The organism is Candidatus Omnitrophota bacterium (genome assembly GCA_018894435.1).
In the GTDB taxonomy this organism is placed as follows: Bacteria; Omnitrophota; Gorgyraeia; order JAHIPI01; family JAHIPI01; genus JAHIPI01.
In genome coordinates this window covers 1-18,580 of record JAHIPI010000064.1, presented here as the reverse complement: position 1 = coordinate 18,580, position 18,580 = coordinate 1, and the positions used below count along the sequence as shown (strand labels likewise).

Here is an 18,580-nt window from a genome sequence, read left to right as displayed (position 1 = left end):
ATATATTTCTGTCGATCCTTCGAGGTGGCTTCGTCCACTTCATCAAACGCATTTTGCTGAAGATAGACAAAATCTAAAAATTCACCTTTGAGATAATCGATATAATCCGATAGCGAGACCCCTTCCTCGCCTATGACTTTCATCATCTGCGCTACATCGTTACTCTTTCGCAGAATGTTATGGCCGGCCGTCATGTCTTTTTCGTCTATGAAGCTCTTATATTTCGACCAGCTCGCCAGAGGATCTATGGCCGGATACCGTCTTTCGTCGGATCTTTTCCTTGATAACCCGTGAAAAGTCCCCACCACTTTAAGCGTCGCCTGGGTAACAGGTTCTTCGAAGTTCCCGCCGGCGGGACTTACAGTACCTCCTATTGTAACTGAGCCGGTCCCACCGTCATTCAGCTTTACCTCGCCGGCTCTTTCATAAAAAGATGCTATCCTGGATTCGAGGTACGCCGGAAATGCCTCCTCGCCCGGTATCTCCTCAAGACGGCCCGACATCTCTCTCATCGCCTGGGCCCATCGCGAGGTGGAATCGGCCAATAAAAGAACATTCAGGCCCATCTGGCGGTAATATTCGGCTATTGTTACGGCTGTGTAGACACTGGCTTCTCTTGCCGCAACCGGCATGGAACTTGTATTACATATTATGACTGTGCGGTCGCTCAGCGGCCTGCCGGTATTGGGATCTTTTATATCAGGAAATGTCTTAAGCGTCTCAACGACTTCGCCCGCTCTTTCGCCGCATGCGGCTATGACCACTATATCCGTCTCTGCGTGGCGGCTTGTCAGCTGTTGCAGCACTGTCTTGCCGGCGCCGAAAGGCCCCGGTATACAATATGTGCCGCCTCTCGAAACAGGAAATAGCGAATCTATGATCCGCATCTTGGTAACAAGAGGTACGGAGGGTTTCAGCTTTTCGCTATACGCGCTTATGGGTATCTTGACCGGCCATATCTGCAACATCGTAACATCGTGCTTCTTGCCGTCGGAACTCTTTAACTGTGCTATTATATCCTTTATATTATAACGGCCCGCTTTGGCAATCTTTACAATCTCCAAAGGCCCCGCAAGACCAAAAGGCGCCATTACATAGTGTTTGAATATGTGCTCAGGGACATGCCCCAGCCAGCTGCCGGCTTTGATTATGTCGCCTTCTTTTTTTACGGGCGTAAATTCCCACATAGCTTTATCCGAAAGCGCGTCAATATATTCGCCGCGTTTCAGGAAAAATCCGTGGGCTTTGGCAAGAAGATCCAGCGGGTTCTGCAGCCCGTCAAAGATCGTGCCCAGGAGCCCCGGGCCGAGTTCCACGGAAAGAAGTTCGCCCGTAAAATCCGCTTCTTCGCCTACGCGTATGCCGCTTGTGCTTTCATATACCTGCATCTCGGCATTATTGCCCCTCACGCGGATGACTTCCGATTTAAGGCGCTCTTTTCCATGCAGAACATATGCGACTTCGTTCTGCACGATGAACGCATCTGTCTGGGCTGTTACCATGTTGCCGTTAACTTTTACTATCTTACCTCTTCTTTGTCCTGCCATAACGTCTGCCTTATATTAAAATGTTAGTGAAGTACCGCTGAAAGAAGCTTCTCTTTATCCGCGGTGTTTATGTTTTCCCATTTTTCCAGTAAAAATAATCTATAAGCGTAAATTATAATGCGGTCCACATCAAAATAATGGCCGACTTCCACATCTTCAAGCATGCGCCATCTTTCTTCATCAAGCAGCTTCTCGGATTCTACTAAAGAGGCAGCTTTCGAGGCCTGGAATGCTACATGCAAAGCGTGCGGGCTTACATGGCCGTCTTCTCTTAAATATTTAATGGGGTCTAGGTGCCTTTTCGGAGCGCGCAGCCTTACGAGCTCGTTCCGGAGCGCTATCTCAAAATCGTGCCACGCCCTTAGCGTCGGCTGGCCGGTATCGTAACCGGCATCTACGGGCGCATATGCCATTTTTATCCTCTCCATGTCGTCGTCCGATACGAAAGTACCGCATATATCTATCAGCCGTTCGGACGGAAACGGCGGTTTTGCCCCGAACTGCAGAAACGGCAGGCTCGCCATAAGATAAGGATAATAATTAGACATTTAAAAGCTCTTTCAATTTCTGGTTCATGCGAAAACTTATATGCGCGGCAAGCGATTTATCCGTAAAGTCGAAATAAGACTTCCCGGAGTCATAGCTTATTATAAAGCCGCCAGTTATTTCATCGGACCTTTTAAGCGTTATGCCCTGCTTTATCTCGTCGCCCAGCTCTGCCATAAGAGACTTTTCCAGTTTTTCAATATCTTTTGAATTTGCCGAGATAATAACGCCTTCTTTTGAAGTCTTTGGCCCTTCTTTTATTATCGCGCTTATCACTTTTGCCATTTCGGCGGGGGTAAGGGCTTCTCTCATACGTCCGGCTGTTATTTTAGAAAGCATCGAGTTTATCTCTTTGCGCAGGCTTATCATAATATCCCGCCCCGCCTGCTTCAATGATGCGTAGCCGCTCTCTTCCGTCTTCTTCGCTTCTTCTTCCCCTCTTTTTATTATATCGTCGGCCTTGTGCCTGGCGTCCTGTACGATGTTATCGGCGAGTTTTTTTGCTTTGCCTTCTATTGCCCGCGCCTTATCTTCGGCGGCCTTGATGCCTTCTTCGCGTATCTTTTCTATAAGATTTTTGAGATCTTCTGCCATAACATCTCCTTTGATTTCAATTACTTCCTTGAACCAGGCTTCATGATAGGGATACATTCTTTGCAAAGCGGGCAGTCTTTTTCCTCGAATGTTTCTATATTTAACATCATGAGCGTCTTAAAAGGAACCCCGAAGTCGGTCGTTCCGCCGCTTCTATCTATTATAGACGCCATCCCGACAATCTCGCCGCCGGATTCTCTGATAAGGCGCGCCAGTTCTTTAAGCGAGCCGCCCGTTGTCGCGACATCTTCGGCTAAAAGCACCTTTTCGCCCGGCTTTATGCTGAACCCGCGCCGCAGCTTCATGCGCCCTTCTTCCCGCTCGCCGAAGACGCACCTTACACCCAAAGAGCGGGCTACTTCATACGCTATTATTATACCACCCAGGGCCGGTCCCGCCACAACATCAATTTTATCTTTTCTAAATTTGTCGGCTATCGCTCTTCCCAGTTTTGCGGCATCTTCCGGATATTGCAGCACAAGCGCGCATTGAAGGTAATGGCCGCTATGCAGGCCGCTTGTAAGCCTGAAGTGGCCGCTTAGAAAAGCATCCCGCTTTTTGAACATATCTATGATTCCGGCTTTCTGCATCTTCTCCCCTTGCTAATCGCCTATTTCGCTTATTATTTTTTCTGCGGCGGATTTTGGATCTTCCGCCGCTGTTATCGGCCTTCCTATGACAAGGTAATCCGCGCCGCTTTTTATAGCCTCTTTTGGGGTGGCCACTCTTTCCTGGTCATTCTTCCGGCTCCACAAAGGCCTGACCCCCGGCGTAACTATTAAAAAATCCTTTTTTAAATTTTTCCTGAGCAGGGCCACTTCGCGAGGCGATGCTACAACACCGCTGAGGCCTGCCTGTTCCGCAAGTTTTGCGAGTCTTAATACCTCGTCCGGAACAGTGCCGTCTATTCCTACGGAGGAAATATCTTTGGCGCTCATCGATGTCAAAATCGTGACTCCCAATATTAAAGGAGGCGGCGTCTTAAGCCGCGACGCCTCTTCGCGCGACGCCTCTACGGCGCCTTTCATCATGTCGAACCCGCCCATTGTGTGAACCGTGAACATGTGGATGCCGTACCTTGTAATGGCCCTGGATGCATGAATGACGGTATTGGGTATATCGTGAAATTTAAGGTCCAAGAATATCTTGCCGCCTTTTTGCCTTACCATATCTATCGCCTGGAAACCGCAGGAAGCAAATAGTTCGCTCCCTATTTTGAATATCTTCACAACGGAGCGCAATTCGCTAACCAGCTTTTCCATTTCTTCCATGCTGTTGACATCGAGCGCTATTATAATTTTGTCGCCTTTTCCCATTTTAAACCCTTAATTTACCTACGAGGCCGCTTATGTCTTGTGCCCTCGCGCTTTTCAGATAATTTTCTATGCCGGTTATTATTTCGCCGGCGGCGTCCGGATTTACAAAATTAGCCGTACCTACCATTACCGCTTTCGCGCCGCAAAGAATAAATTCCAGGGCATCCTTCCAGTCCATTATGCCGCCCATGCCTATTATCGGAATCCCGACGCTGCGATATACCTTCCACACCATATGAAGCGCTATGGGTTTTATTGCGGGGCCGCTTAGGCCTCCCGTAATATTGCCCAATCTGCTTTCTCTAGTCTTTATATCGACGGCCATCGCCGTAATCGTGTTTATTAACGATATGGCGTCAGTGCCTGCCGATTCCGCCGCTTTTGCTATTGAAACTATGTTCGTCACATTAGGCGACAATTTTGTTATGACGGTCTTTTTTGTCACGCTCTTTACCGATTTGACAACCTCGGCCGTTAGAATCTCGTTTTGCGCTATCAATTCATTCGTCTGTATATTGGGGCACGAGATGTTTATTTCTATGCCGTCTATCTCTCTTACGGAATCGAGCCTTTTCGCAATCTCCGCGTATTCTTCTGTGCTCTCGCCCGCAATGCTCACGATTATGGGTATCTTAAACTTGACCAATGACGGCATCTTTTCTTTTAAGAATCTCTCAACGCCGGGGTTCTCAAGCCCTATTGAATTGAGCATGCCGGCCGGCGTTTCCGTAACCCTCGGAGGTTTATTGCCCACCCGAGCATGAAGCGTTATGGTCTTTGTCACAATGGCGCCGAGCGATTTTATATCGGTAAGGCCCTCAAATTCGTCGCCGTAGCCGAACGTGCCGGAAGCAACCGCCACCGGGTTTTTCATTTCTATATTGCCGATTTTTATTTTTGTATTTATTCGCATATAATATCGCAAAGTTTAAAGACCGGTCCGTCTTTACAGACTCTTTTATATCCTGCCTGGGTATCAACGGCGCATCCTAGGCACGCCCCGAGGCCGCAGGCCATTCTCTCTTCAAGCGACACCTGCGATTCAAGGCTGCATCCTTCCATTAATTTACAAAGTGTTTTTATCATGCCCGTGGGCCCCGCGGCATAAATGCACATTTCGTGCCATTTGTATCTTTTTGAATGTATGATTTCGCGCGCCAGATCTGTGGCAAGGCCCTTCTTGCCCATACTTCCATCCTCGGTCGCTATATATACTTCGGCGCCTAGTTTTTTAAACTCTTTACCGCAAAGTATATGATTTTTTGTCTTTGCCCCTAATATGACTATGCTTTTAGTCTTATGTCTCTTCAGCTCTTCCGAAAGCCCGAGAAGCGGCGCAACGCCCATTCCGCCGGCGACGAGCATCTTGACCGAACCGCTATTTTCGTATATATTGAAACCGTTGCCGAGCGGCCCTATTATGTCCACGCTGCCACCGGGTTTCTTTTTTGACAGTATCTCTGTACCCCTGCCTACGACATTATACAATATCTCGAGGGAACTTTTGTCTATCCTGTGTATGCTTACCGGCCTTCGCAAAAGAGGGTCGCTTGAGCTGCCGCAGCGAATATGCAGAAACTGGCCCGGGCACGCCGCCTTTGCAATTGCCGGCGCCAAAAGGGCCATTTTGAAACAGCCCGGCTTTACTTCTTTTTGCGATATTATCTTTGCGATTATTTGTTGTGCCATATTCTCTATCGTGTTACACCTACGCGGTGTGTTTCACACCGCGTAGGTGTACAATTAAAAGAACGTTAGTTGCTTGTCTTCTTTTATGCTGCCTTCATCGAATACTTTTATTGTACCATATGCGCCGTCATATCCGGGAATAACTTTTACTCTCCCTTCGCGTACGTTTATTATGCCGCTTGCTATCTTCGGCGGGCACTTTTCGAGAATTTCTTCCTTGGGCATATAAAGAAGTATATTAAACTCGCTGCCGAGCCGCTTTATAAGCGAATGGTACTCCCTTCCCGCTCCAACTGACTCTTTGCCCACGCCCATCGCGTCCGCTATGATCTCTATAAGCGGTATAACGTTCCGGTAGCCGGGCGCCGTCTCCGACACAAAACCTTCCGGCCTGTCGGCAAGGTGCCCGACCCTATTCATTACGCCTATGGTCAATTTCTTTCCGCAATGTGGGCACCTATAGTTTACGTTTTTGGCCTCTTCGGGCGAAAGCCGCGCTTGGCAGCTTCTGTGGCCGTCCCAATGGTACTTCCCCTCTTCGGGGAAAAATTCTACCGTATACAAAAACTTCTCCCTGTCCTTCTGCTCAAGTATTGTCTTCAGCTCTTTATAGCCGATCTTGTCCTTAAAAACATTTGCTTCTCGCCCTATCTTTGACGGCGAGTGGGCATCCGAATTTGAAACGAGCGTGTATTTATCGAGGGCTGACAGCCGCCAATTCATGGGCGGGTCCGAAGAGAGCCCCGTTTCGAGCGCGCTGACCAACGGCGTTTCATCTTCAAAACATTCTTCTATTTTATCAAATCCGGAATTGGAGCCGAAGAGGCTGAAATGCGGCGTCCATATATGCGCCGGTATTATCATTATATCCTTGTCGATCTTGCACAATGCCTTTACCATCTTGTCGCATTCAAGGCTCAGGATCGGCCTTCCGTCGGAATCGAGAGCGCCGTATTCTGACAGCGTCTTATTCACTTCCTCGGCCGCTTTAAACGAAGGCGCCATTATGATATTGTGGACCTTACGCGTCCTGCCCGCCTTAAAGTATATGTTGGAGACTTCCGTTGCAAGAATATAATCTATATTTCCATGCGTATATATGCCGTACTCTTTTTCGGTAAGATTATCTTTCAGTTCTTTAAGCCATGCGGGGTGGGTAAAATCACCGGTACCCAGCATATCGACGCCTTTCATCTTGGCCCACTTGCTTAAGTTTTCCACATCCATATCACGGCTTGTGGCCCTTGAGTATTTTGAGTGTACATGTAGGTCCGCTATGTATGGCATTTTATTTCGGCCGGATAGCGCCGTCTTTCATCACTAAATTGCCGTTCGCGAATACCGTCTCTGCCTTGCCTTGTAATTCCCAATTTATAAAAGGTGAGTTTTTCGCCTTGGATTCTATCGTTTCTTTTTTGTAAATATACTTTTTTGCTGGATCTATAATAACTATATTTGCCAGACCTTTCTCCTTTAATGCGCCGGCGTCTATGCCTAATATTTTTGCCGGATTAGCCGACATCTTAAGAATGAGTTCCGGCCAAGAAAGCACTTTTTTATCCACAAGTTCCGCGATTGCCAGGCTTAAGGCGGTCTCAAGGCCTATTATGCCGAAGGGAGCAAATTCGAACTCAACATCCTTTTCGGAATCGGTGTGCGGCGCATGGTCCGTCGCTATCGCATCTATCGTGCCGTCCCGAAGGGCCTCTTTTATGGCGATCACGTCTTCTTTTGTCCTGAGCGGCGGATTCATCTTTGTATTGGTATCGTAAGTTACGCAGCAATCTTCTGTAAGAATAAAATAATGAGGCGCTGTCTCCGCCGTCACTTTTATGCCTTTCTGCTTTGCTTTTCTTATTATCTCGATTGATTCCTTTGTGCTTACGTGGGCGATATGGATGGCGCTGGCAGCTTTATCGGCTAATTGGATGTCCCGTCTGATTCTTTCGTATTCGGCCTCGCGCGGAATGCCGCGCAATCCCATCTTTGTAGAGATAAAACCCTGGTTTATCACGCCGCAGCCGCTTATATTTTTATCTTCGCAGTGGCTTATTAGAAGAAGGGACGATTCTTTCGCATCTTTTAATGCTTTACACATAACGCCTTTATCATCAACGGACGATCCGTCGTCGGAAACGGCAATAATCCCTTCTTTCTTCAGCGCCTTAAAATCCGTGATTTTACATCCAGCGCGGTTTTCGGTAATGGCGCCTGTAATATACACCTCGCAAAATGCGTCTTTTTTTATTATGTCTTTCAGGAGTTTGACTATTGTCGGGTTATCTATGGCAGGTTCCGTATTCGGCATGCAAAGGACCGCTGTAAACCCGCCCTTAAGCGCTGCTCTTGTCCCCGCGAACACGGTCTCCTTGTCTTCCCTTCCGGGCTCTCTTAAATGGACGTGCATGTCCACAAGGCCGGGTGCCACAATTTTGTCCTTAGCATCTATTACCTCGTCCGTGTCGGTATTCAACCCCTTTCCAATCGTTTCGATCTTTCCATTCGATATCAGAATATCGAGGAAATCATCTGTGGAATTGGCCGGATCAATCAGTCTTCCGTTTTTTATTAGGTATTTCATGATTCGGCTTTCAGCTATCGGCTTTCAGCTATCAGCTGAAGGCTGACAGCTGACGACTGATAGCTAACTTTATTTTTTGGCGTGCGATACAAGATAAAGGACGGCCATCCTTACCGCTATGCCGTTCGTAACTTGCTCGAGTATGACCGAATTTGCGCCGTCGGCGACCTCGCTTGATATCTCGATGCCCCTGTTTATGGGGCCGGGGTGCATGACGACTATGTCTTTTTTGCAATTTTTAAGCCGCTCTGTCGTAATACCGTATTTTTTGAAATATTCTATCTTCGACGGAAAGCGAAGCGCCTCGTCGCGCTCAAACTGCATGCGCAGCACGTTGATCGCGTCGGCATCCTTTAACGCCACATCCACGTCGCTCGTAACTTTTACGCCTGCCTTTTCTATCCCCTCAGGGATCAAAAGCGGCGGCGCGCAGACAGTCACTTTCGCCCCAAGCTTTGTAAGCCCCCATATGTTAGACCTCGCCACGCGCGAATGGGCTATATCGCCTATTATGCTGACATTTAATCCGTCGATCCTGCCGAATTTTTCTTTTAAAGTAAACATATCGAGAAGGGCCTGCGTGGGGTGCTCGTGCCAGCCGTCGCCGGCGTTCACAACGCTTGACTTGACCGCCCGCGCCAGAATATTCGGCGCTCCGGAGCAGTTATGTCTTACGACTATTATGTCTATTTTTAGGGCTTCGATGTTTCTCCCCGTGTCTATGAGCGTCTCCCCTTTTATAACACTAGAAGATTCCGTTGCGATATTTATGACATCGGCAGAAAGCCGTTTCGCCGCCAACTCGAAAGAGGTCCTTGTTCTGGTGGAAGGTTCGTAGAAAAGGTTTACCACGGTCTTGCCGCGGAGGGCCGGTACTTTCTTGATCTGACGAGTAGTGACCTCTTTGAAACTGCCGGCAGTATATAAAATAAGCTCTATTTCTTCCGGCGAAAGATATTCCAGGCCAAGAAGGTCCTTTTTTGTCCATATAGTTTTATTTTTCGTCTCGTTCTTCATTTGCCCTCAACCTTTTCGCAAATAATAACTTCGTCTTTACCGTCAACCTCCGACAGTTTGACTTCTATGACTTCCTTAAGAGATGTCGGCACGTTTTTACCGACATAATCGGCTCTTATAGGGAGTTCCCTGTGGCCCCTATCTATTAAAACAGCGAGCTGTATCTGGTTTGGCCTGCCGAAATCTATAAGAGCGTCAAGGGCGCATCTTATCGTCCTGCCCGTATAAAGGACGTCGTCGGCCAGTATCACCTTTTTGCCGTCTATATTGAAATCTATCTCTGTAGCGTGGACAACCGGCTGTTCCGCTATTTGGGTAAGGTCATCGCGGTATAGCGTTATATCAAGCGCGCCGACAGGCGGCCTTTTCCCGCTTATCGCTTCTATCTTATCCCGGAGGCGGCTACCGATATATGCCCCGCGGTTTTTAATGCCTATTATGGCGAGCGCTTCCGTATCCTTATTCTTTTCAAGGACTTCGTGCGCAATTCTGGTTAGGGCCTTATCTACGGCCTCTTTATCCATTATCTTTGCTTTTTCCTTTAAACTCATGGGTGCTCCCCTTTTTTAGACAAAAAAATGCCTGTTCACACAGCGCGAACAGGCTCAATTTTAACCTTACTACTCTTCATTTTTTCTCCTTTTCCGGCCTCACAGGGCCGGGATTAAAAGGCTTTGTTGAGATCAATACTATCACACCGACCTCTTTTTGTCAAGGATTTTTTAGGTTAAAAATAATGATGAACTCGCCCAATATCCTTGTTTCGGAAAAATGCTTTATGGTCTGGCTCACTTTCTCGCGCCGCAATTCCTCGAACTTTTTGGTTAATTCCCTCGCGCACACGATATTGATATCACCCATTATTTCCATTACATCATTAAGCGTTTTAAGCAGACGGTGCGGCGATTCATACATTATGATCGTCCTCTCCTCTTGTTTGAGCGCTTCTAACTGTTTCCGTCTATGGGCGGACTTATTGGAGAGGAAGCCTTCGAACGCAAATTTGTGGGTGGGCATGCCTGATATGCTTAAAGCCGTCAAAAAAGCCGACGGCCCGGGTATTGGTACGACTGAAATGCCTTCTCTGATAGCTTCTCGTATTATAGTAAAGCCAGGGTCTGATATGCCCGGTGTGCCCGAATCGGAGACAAGGGCGATATTTTTCCCTTTTTTAAGGGCGGCTATTAGAGGCTCGGTCTTTTTGATTTCGTTATATTGAAAATAGCTCGTAAGGGGTGTACTTATGCCGTAGCGGTTTGTGAGTATCTTTGTATGGCGGGTATCCTCGGCCGCTATAAGGTCAACCTGCTTCAGCACCTCTATAGCGCGGAGCGTTATGTCTTCTAGGTTCCCGATTGGAGTTGCGACTACATATAGTGTCCCGGACATTTTAATCTTTATTCTACGGTTACGGATTTCGCCAGATTACGAGGCTGGTCTATATCTTCCTTAAACTCGCGCGCAACAAAATACGCCAGAAGCTGTAAAGGCAAAGCAACCAAAAACGGGGTCAACGTCTCTTCTTTTACATGCGGGATCTCTATTATATATTGGGCGCCTACTTTTCTTATCTCTTCGTCGCCCTCCGTAGCTACGGCCACCACTATGCCGCGGCGCGCCCTTATCTCCATGATGTTCGATATCATCTTCTCGTGCAATTTGGATTCGGGCGTTATGCATACCGTCCAGGGGTTTTCGTCGATGAGAGCGATCGGCCCATGCTTCATTTCGCCGGCAGGGTAGCCTTCGGCGCTTATATACGATATTTCCTTCAGCTTGAGCGCCCCTTCCAGCGCGCTTGGGTAGTTTACGTTTCTGCCCAAAAATAAGAAGAAGCAGTTGGGGGCCCTCTTTCTTTCCTGCGGATCCTTCTGGTGATATTCCTTCAGGCGTTTGTGGTATTCGATGTTGAATTCTCCCGCCTTTTGTATCATATCCGACTTTTCGGTACCGTACCTCTTTAATATCTTTTCCAAAAGATGGGGGATCTTCTTAAATTCTGTCAGATAGTCTTTTATTTCCTGCGGGCTTCTCTTGCCTCTTAGCCTGGCCAGATATAGACTAAAAAGATAAAGTATCGCAAGTTGTGCTGTGTATGCCTTTGTTGAAGCTACGGATATCTCGGGGCCTGCATGAGTATATATAACACCGTCGGCCTCGCGCGCGATGGAGCTTCCTAATGCATTGATTATGCCGATTACTGTCGCGCCCTTTTGCTTTGCCTCTCTAAGCGCCGCGAGCGTGTCTGCCGTCTCGCCGGACTGGGATACCACTATTACAAGCGTATTTTTATCCACTATGGGGTTTCTATATCTGAATTCACTCGACGTGTCGGCCAGCGCCGGTACGTGCGCGAGCCATTCCAACATATATTTACCGTTCAAACCGGCATGATATGCCGTGCCGCATGCTACAATGGCGATCTTATTTATCTTCTTAAGAAGCTTCTCGCCCACTTTTAGTTCTTCGAAAGATATTCTGTTCCCGCGGACTCTTGCCTTAAGGATATCCGATATTATCTTGGGCTGTTCGTGTATCTCTTTTAGCATAAAATGTCTGAACCCGCCCTTTTCGGCTTGTGCGATATCCCATTTTACTTCTATCGGCTTCTTTATAATAGGTTTGTTATGATAATCGCTGACTCTTACTTTCTTGTCTGTCAATGAAACTATCTCAAAATCATTAAGGAAGAGCGCTTTATTTGTGTATTTAAGTATGGCGGGTATATCGCTTGCGACGAAATTCTCTGTCTTACCGAGCCCCACTATAAGCGGGCTTTCGCAGCGCGCGGCCACGATGCGATTGGGTTCGTTCTTATGCAGTACTGCTATGGCGTAAGCGCCCTTCAACACTTTGACGGCCCTTCGCACCGCCTCTTCCAGATCGCCGTCGTAGTATTTTTCTATTAAGTGCGGGATGACTTCCGTATCGGTATAGGAGCGGAATTCGTGGCCCTCTTTTATGAGTTTTTCCTTAAGGTCCTGGTAGTTCTCTATAATACCGTTATGGACAAGCGCGATCTCTTTCTTACAGTCCCAATGAGGATGGGCATTCGCTTCGTTGGGCACGCCGTGCGTAGCCCACCTTGAATGGCCCAAACTCACATGTCCGGTCAACGGGTTATCCGCCAGTTCTTTTTTAAGCACGGCCAATTTGCCGGGTTTCTTGATTACTTCTATGGCGTGGTCGTTAAGGACGGCTATGCCCGCAGAGTCATATCCTCTATATTCTAACCTGGTTAGACCTTCCAGAATGACATCCACCGCTTCCCTATTTCCCACATATCCGATTATCCCGCACATGTTGTTTTCCTTTTATTTTTGAAAGGGGAATATTAAATAGCTGGCGTCCCCATGGGGATTTTAGCTGCTCTCCCGACGGTAGACGCTCCCAAAAACCACTATTTAACCCACTATTTAGAACCACTTTAGACCCCATATTGTATCAGAATATCCTGCTATTTTCAATGACTTTCTTAGTCCCTCAGGGCAGGTCAATCTTACACCTAACTAAATTAATGTTCAATGGAGAGCAGGAGCGATTTTTTATTAAAACACGCAGCTGTCTCGGTGTCAAGATATCAGCTTTGTTTCTCATTATACCGAGACTATTTTTCTAAAGGACATATATAGGGTATCGGAAACCACTTTGCATAGGCAATGACTTTTCTTGAGCTGTAAGGTCGATTACTTCGGGATTTCTTTTCACTGACCTCTTTTAAGCTTCTTCTGCCTATCAAATCCTCTTGCCTGGCAATCGACAATCTCTTATTACCTTTCTTTTTTAAGACGCGCCAGCGTTCGGTGAAGAACCGAAAAATCCGCCGCATTTGCAAGCACCAGTAACACATCGCCACTTTCTATAATCGTAGAACCGGACGGTATAACAAATTTTCCTTCCCGAGAAATAAGTACAATAAGGCATTTCTCCGGGACGCTTAAATCACTAATTTTCTTACCCACTGCTTCTGAATCGTACGGAACGATAATGTCTGTCAAATCTGCGTCAATGGCTTCTGTCTTTTCGAATTCAATGGGATAATTTATCCTGTTACCCAAAGGAACGTCCAGTTTTAATATTTTAGAAAAAATTGGAATAGATGTCCCTTGAATAAAAACCGACGCAATCACTACAAAAAATACGACATTAAAAATGGTATCCGCCTGTGGGATACCTGCCATGAAAGGAAATGTTGCCAATATAATAGGGACAGACCCTCGAAGACCAACCCAAGCAATCATAGTTTTTTTCCGCACACCCATCCTAAATGGCAGCAGACACAAAAATACGCTGACAGGACGGGCAACCATCATAAGAAGAAACGTAAGTAAAAATCCCGCTCCTATTAATGGAATAATATGCGAAGGAAAGACAAGCAAACCTAACGTTATAAACATGACGATTTGCATAAGCCAAGCTAAACCGTCATGAAATCTCATGATCATCTTTTTGTTTGGAAGCTCTGCCTGACTCAGCATCAAACCTGTAAGATACACCGCAAGAATCCCGCTGCCTTTTAAGAAAACGGCAATTACATACGTTAGCAGAACGAACGAAATCATTATTACCAGATAAAGACCTTCATATTCCAATTTCAGACGGTTAATGAAAAATACTATGAATTTCGCTATGAGATAACCTACGAGCGCTCCTACGCCCATATCTAGCATGAATTTGGGTATCAGGGCGGTGATACTCATGTTTTTTGCCGTCAGAATACTAATAAACCCGACAGTCAAGAAAACAGCCATTGGGTCATTACTACCGGATTCAAACTCAAGTAAGGGCTTCAAAGGTTTCTTCAGGCTTATTCGTTTGGACCTTAAAATACTGAATACGGCAGTGGCATCGGTTGAAGAAACTATGGAACCAAGCAGCATTCCTTCCAAAAAAGAAAACTTTAGAATATAGACGGCGAAGCAGCCTGTTATGATTGCGGTAATCAGTACTCCCGCTGTCGAAAGGATAACTCCCGGCCAAATAACCGATCTGGTGTCTTTCCAATTGGTATCGAGGCCTCCGGAAAAAATGATAAAAATGAGGGCGACAATGCCAATAGACTTCGCCAGCTGCGCGTTATCAAAATAAATACCGCCTATTCCTTCTGAACCGGCAAGCATCCCGATTGCCAAGAATAGCAATAAGACAGGGATAGCAAATTTATCGGAAAGCTTGCTTGAAATAACGCTCACGAATATCAATACCGCAACCCATAATAAAATATTTTCAATCGGCATACAAAATTAGGCTCCCTGGTCAGAATCCCCGGCAACCGGATAGAGGGAAACGGCCAATCTGTTAATCACAAAATAAGAAATTCTTAAACGACCAGACATTCTTCCTGTCTAGGCATAGATTAGGATTTTCCTTAAAGAAAATCTGATAATTCTTAAGCGGGGTCCAATCAGAAGGCATCGACACAAATTGCCCCAGATACGGTCGCGCTATATTAAGTATATACTCATAAGGAAGATCGTCCGGCATACACAACCCTTTTTGCGGGTTCTCCAGCATCCACATGACTGCCGATACTGCCCCTATTCCCACCTGTATTGTTGTCGCGTTCTGATGCGGAACAAGTCTGCGTGACTCTTTAATGCTGAGTATACTTCCCGTCCACCAAGAGTTATAACGATGACCCATAATAAGGGCACCCAGCACATCATCGCCCTCCGTAATTTCATCATTCATAATCCTTAAGCGTTTCTGAAGATCATAATTCCGGCATCTTAGTTCATGAAGAGATACTATTGTTTCGTTGCATGGCATATATGCATAATGCACCGTAGGACAATATATTACTTTCCCTTTTTCTCTAATAGTAAGGTGATCTGAAATGCTTATTGCTTCGGCATGGCGTATAACCATGCCGATTATTTCCTCATTGGGGACCCACGAGCGAACCCATGTATTCATCCCCATCTGAGATAGAAAAATCTGATTCTTGCTGTTTGAGGGCGGAAATGTAGAAAATAAAGGTATATCCGTTTCATGGGTTCCCCACCCCATTTCTGCCGGCGCGATACCTTCTTCCCGCAGGCCCTCAATGCTCCATGTCCCCACAAATTCATTATACCTTTTTGGTTTATTGGTAATTTGCGTATCATGTTCGCTTATATGAATGACCTTAACGTTTAGCTCTTTCGCTAAATGGGCGAACATTTTTGTTTTGAGGCATTGCGTGATTCTATTTTTTATATTTTTCGAAAGATTATTATCGCGCAATAATCTGTGAGCGATGTCTACAAGGCCTTTTTTTGTGAAATGAGAAATGAGCCCGGGATTGGCGCCGTGATCTATGACAGCTGTCGTCATGGGCCCTTTCCAGCGGGACGTTATCTTCCGTATCTCCGTTTGGCGGTAGTAAAGAGATTTCTGAAACGGTGTTTTCTTGTGAATATCGGCATATGGGTCCCACTCTTCTACCGATGTATTAACATATAAAACTTTATTCTCATGGCACCAGTTAAGCATCTCGATGCAATCTATGTTCCATGAAAGATCAATTACGATACCGCCGGGAGAAACGTGCTGCGAAAGGATTTAAGTAATGTTGATGGGGGTGATTCTTTCCTGGATGTATTTTACGCCGCGTTTAATCCAGGGCAAAAGCTCTTTTTTCTTGTCGATAAAATCTATTATTGTGATATTCTTGTATGGGACGGAGATATGTTTGAGGAGAATGGGAAAAGCACATCTTGCGACAGATCCGTATCCTACTATTAGAATTTTATTTTTAAACACCATGATAAAATTGCCCTCCTTTTTTATGGTTACTAAACACAAAAACATTTTGCCTGTATATAGCAAAATGTTTTTTAAAAAGAGAGCAAGATTTTAAACAACCGTCTCCTTCTATTTATCATGATACTATAAGTTTAACATACATTTTTTAAAGTGTCAAATTTTTTACGGTGGAATAACCTTATAGCCTATCTCTCTCCTCTCAAAAATTCATTACCGATTCAGGATTCATAAATTATCCTTATAAACGGATAAAACCGTCAACTTTCCCATTAGCGTCACTGCACCCTAAAGGTAATAACGGCAGGCGCAAAAACACCTGCCGTTATTCTTATTATAAATCTTGATTTATTGTTTTTTCGCCTGAGCTTTTACAATCTTTTCAGCTTGTAGCCAATAGTCCATATCACGGCCCTGCTTGCGTCCGTCCTTTTCCCACAACTCTTTTGCCTTTTCTCTAATAAGATTCGTTAAATCTATTTTTGTCTCCACAACTCCCTCCTAGTTCCTGTTGTTACATTTAACAGAATATATTGTCGGCCCTTCATTTCTTCAGATTTGCATATGCTATGATAACAGCAACGAAATAAAAGAGTATTACCCCAAAGCAGATTCGCCAAATTTTTTTATTAGCTTGTTCCTTTTTCATATCTTCGCGCCTCCTTATTCAACGGGTATAATTATCTTCTGCCCTTCCTTGAGTTTATTCGGATCCTTAATTACATCCTTATTCAACTCATACAGGTATTTCCATCTATAGGCACCGCCGTATTCTTTTGCTGCGATACCGGATAATGTGTCGCCTTTTTTCACAACATATTCTCGTGTCGAAACCTTAATTGCCGACTCTACATTCTCTTTTTCTTCAACGAGATATTTGCCTTCTTCAATCGGTGTTGCATTAATATTCTCTAGATCTTTAGGATAAGGAATCATGACCTCCTCTACCTCGGCAATCATAAACTGTGCATTACGGTCTTTCTGCATACCCACCATGTCTGTTATTGGAGCTATCGCATCAAGTTTTCCTCTGGAAATTATTAGAATACGGCTCTCTGGAATGCCGTGAGCCAACATAAAATGTTTCACAGTTTCACCCCGATGTTTTCCCAATTTCATATTATAAGTTTCGGAGCCGCGGATGTCGCAATTTCCTGTTATAAGTATGCTCGATTCGGGATTTCTCTTCAAAGTACCAATAGCTTCATTTAATATTTTTATTGTATCATCTCTTAAATCCGATTTATCGAAATCAAAGTATATTTTGACATTCTTTATCATCTTCTTTATTAAAAGCGAAGGCCTTGGTTCTTCGGGCTTAGGCGGAGGGAGTTCTTCTTCTTTGTAATCAAATATTATCTTATATACATAAACCCAGCCCCTATTCCCCCATAACGGCCCTACTTTGCCGGGCTTGGTAGGCCACCACCAATATCCCCCTTTGTCCGGATCCTTTACCGGACCCGGTGTTGCATCGGTAGGCCACCATTTGAAACGTTCCTGCAATTCTTCTGTTTCTTTCTTACGCCTTGCTTCCTTTTCTTCTTCGCTAAAAAAGGCGAAAGAATTAACCGTCATGCAAACTAAAATAAAGACTAAACCGTATTTGATGAAAGTTTTCAAGATTTTGTTCATATTATTGCTCTTTTATCTATCCAGATACTTTTTTAATTTTGCCCATGTCTTTTGACCCGCTACGCCATCGGGAGTCAGGTCGCTTGTCTTCTGAAAACTTTCTATAGCCTTTTTTGTTTTTTCACCGGCCTTACCGTCAACAGGGCCTGCATAATATCCTGCATTTTTAAGAGCTATCTGGATATCCTTTATGGAGGGTTTGGAAGAGCTTTCCGTCGGCTTGCTCTTTTTTGTCGAATAGCTTTGCGCCTTTTGGTTTTCTTCCAGCATATCCTCTAAATTGGTTATCTCACCGTCTCTTTGCTCTAATTGCTGCTCTAATTGCGTGATTCTACTTTGAAGTTGTTGAATCTGCGGCTTGGCAGCATCTTTTCTGCCTGTAACACACCCGCTTAAAAACAAAGATAAAACGCATACTGTTGCTATTTTTACTATCACTCGCATGATTCCTCCTTTTAAACTATTATTCCATTATGTATTTTTCTAATTCCTTGGCGGTCTCATCATTAAGCACGCCGTTTGCCGCCAAGTTTTTAGATTTTTGAAATTCGATTATAGCCCTTTTTGTTCTACTTCCCGTCTTTCCGTCTATAGGGCCTGGATTAAAGCCAGCTTTCTTAAGAGCAAGCTGTATTTCTTTGACATTTTTTAACTGTTTTGAACTGGATTTTATTTTATCTTTTTTGACCGGTTGATTTAATTCCGACCATGTTTTCGTGTCAAGAAATCCACTTACTTTGAGCCCTTTCGCCTTTTGAAATTCTTTAATGGCATCTCTTGTTCGCCAGCCCATTTTTCCATCTAGAGAGCCGACATCAAATCCCTTTTTCTCGAGTGAATTCTGAGCCGTTTGAATTCTGTTTTTTTGCAGTTCTTCGGGACCTAGAATAATCTTTTCTTCTTTCGCTTCT

The 18,580-nt window shown here is 45.2% G+C and carries 18 protein-coding genes and 1 pseudogene; all 19 read right to left on the bottom strand.

The window, feature by feature from the left end:
- On the bottom strand, window positions 1-1,547 hold a 1,547-nt coding region (locus KKI13_05020; protein MBU4488408.1), incomplete at its 3' end, for a V-type ATP synthase subunit A.
- A 23-nt stretch (window positions 1,548-1,570) separates the two neighbouring features.
- Entirely contained in the window at window positions 1,571-2,095 is a 525-nt protein-coding gene (locus KKI13_05015; GenBank protein MBU4488407.1) for a DUF2764 domain-containing protein, read from the bottom strand.
- Window positions 2,088-2,687 carry a hypothetical protein gene (locus tag KKI13_05010; GenBank protein MBU4488406.1) on the bottom strand — a complete coding sequence of 200 codons (600 nt, stop codon included), beginning with the start codon at window positions 2,685-2,687 and terminating at the stop codon, window positions 2,088-2,090. The genes KKI13_05015 and KKI13_05010 overlap by 8 nt, the downstream gene beginning before the upstream one ends.
- Before the next feature lie 20 nt (window positions 2,688-2,707).
- Complete coding sequence (gene pyrE / locus KKI13_05005; GenBank protein ID MBU4488405.1) at window positions 2,708-3,277, bottom strand: orotate phosphoribosyltransferase; 570 nt, start codon at window positions 3,275-3,277, stop codon at window positions 2,708-2,710.
- Window positions 3,278-3,289: 12 nt separating this feature from the next.
- Window positions 3,290-4,003: an orotidine-5'-phosphate decarboxylase gene (gene pyrF, locus KKI13_05000; GenBank protein ID MBU4488404.1), complete on the bottom strand. Its 714-nt coding sequence runs from the start codon at window positions 4,001-4,003 to the stop codon at window positions 3,290-3,292.
- Window position 4,004: 1 nt separating this feature from the next.
- Window positions 4,005-4,916, bottom strand: coding sequence for a dihydroorotate dehydrogenase (locus KKI13_04995; GenBank protein ID MBU4488403.1), 912 nt, complete (start codon window positions 4,914-4,916; stop codon window positions 4,005-4,007).
- Window positions 4,907-5,692: a dihydroorotate dehydrogenase electron transfer subunit gene (locus tag KKI13_04990; protein MBU4488402.1), complete on the bottom strand. Its 786-nt coding sequence runs from the start codon at window positions 5,690-5,692 to the stop codon at window positions 4,907-4,909. The genes KKI13_04995 and KKI13_04990 overlap by 10 nt, the downstream gene beginning before the upstream one ends.
- 54 nt (window positions 5,693-5,746) lie before the next feature.
- Window positions 5,747-6,979, bottom strand: a complete 1,233-nt coding sequence (locus KKI13_04985) for an endonuclease Q family protein (GenBank protein MBU4488401.1) — start codon at window positions 6,977-6,979, stop codon at window positions 5,747-5,749.
- 1 nt (window position 6,980) lies between these two features.
- Window positions 6,981-8,273, bottom strand: a complete 1,293-nt coding sequence (locus tag KKI13_04980) for a dihydroorotase (protein ID MBU4488400.1) — start codon at window positions 8,271-8,273, stop codon at window positions 6,981-6,983.
- A 69-nt stretch (window positions 8,274-8,342) separates the two neighbouring features.
- Window positions 8,343-9,290, bottom strand: a complete 948-nt coding sequence (locus KKI13_04975; protein MBU4488399.1) for an aspartate carbamoyltransferase catalytic subunit — start codon at window positions 9,288-9,290, stop codon at window positions 8,343-8,345.
- A complete protein-coding gene (gene pyrR, locus KKI13_04970) occupies window positions 9,287-9,841 on the bottom strand; it encodes a bifunctional pyr operon transcriptional regulator/uracil phosphoribosyltransferase PyrR (protein MBU4488398.1) in 555 nt (184 codons plus the stop codon). Before pyrR ends, KKI13_04975 begins: the two co-directional genes overlap by 4 nt.
- Before the next feature lie 160 nt (window positions 9,842-10,001).
- Window positions 10,002-10,691: a 16S rRNA (cytidine(1402)-2'-O)-methyltransferase gene (gene rsmI / locus KKI13_04965; GenBank protein ID MBU4488397.1), complete on the bottom strand. Its 690-nt coding sequence runs from the start codon at window positions 10,689-10,691 to the stop codon at window positions 10,002-10,004.
- Window positions 10,688-12,592, bottom strand: a complete 1,905-nt coding sequence (gene glmS / locus KKI13_04960) for a glutamine--fructose-6-phosphate transaminase (isomerizing) (protein MBU4488396.1) — start codon at window positions 12,590-12,592, stop codon at window positions 10,688-10,690. The genes rsmI and glmS overlap by 4 nt, the downstream gene beginning before the upstream one ends.
- 468 nt (window positions 12,593-13,060) lie before the next feature.
- Window positions 13,061-14,527, bottom strand: coding sequence for a potassium/proton antiporter (locus KKI13_04955; protein MBU4488395.1), 1,467 nt, complete (start codon window positions 14,525-14,527; stop codon window positions 13,061-13,063).
- Between the two features lie 61 nt (window positions 14,528-14,588).
- Window positions 14,589-16,037, bottom strand: a pseudogene (locus tag KKI13_04950) (saccharopine dehydrogenase NADP-binding domain-containing protein).
- A 345-nt stretch (window positions 16,038-16,382) separates the two neighbouring features.
- Window positions 16,383-16,526, bottom strand: a complete 144-nt coding sequence (locus KKI13_04945) for a DUF2934 domain-containing protein (GenBank protein ID MBU4488394.1) — start codon at window positions 16,524-16,526, stop codon at window positions 16,383-16,385.
- A 171-nt stretch (window positions 16,527-16,697) separates the two neighbouring features.
- The gene (locus tag KKI13_04940) at window positions 16,698-17,669 is read right to left on the bottom strand and encodes an OmpA family protein (GenBank protein MBU4488393.1); all 972 of its coding nucleotides are present in this window, start codon (window positions 17,667-17,669) and stop codon (window positions 16,698-16,700) included.
- Between the two features lie 12 nt (window positions 17,670-17,681).
- On the bottom strand, window positions 17,682-17,939 hold the full coding sequence (locus tag KKI13_04935) for a peptidoglycan-binding protein (protein ID MBU4488392.1): 258 nt from the start codon (window positions 17,937-17,939) through the stop codon (window positions 17,682-17,684).
- Window positions 17,940-18,132: 193 nt separating this feature from the next.
- Window positions 18,133-18,580, bottom strand: a 448-nt coding sequence (locus KKI13_04930) for a peptidoglycan-binding protein (GenBank protein MBU4488391.1), incomplete at its 5' end; no start/stop codon positions are given.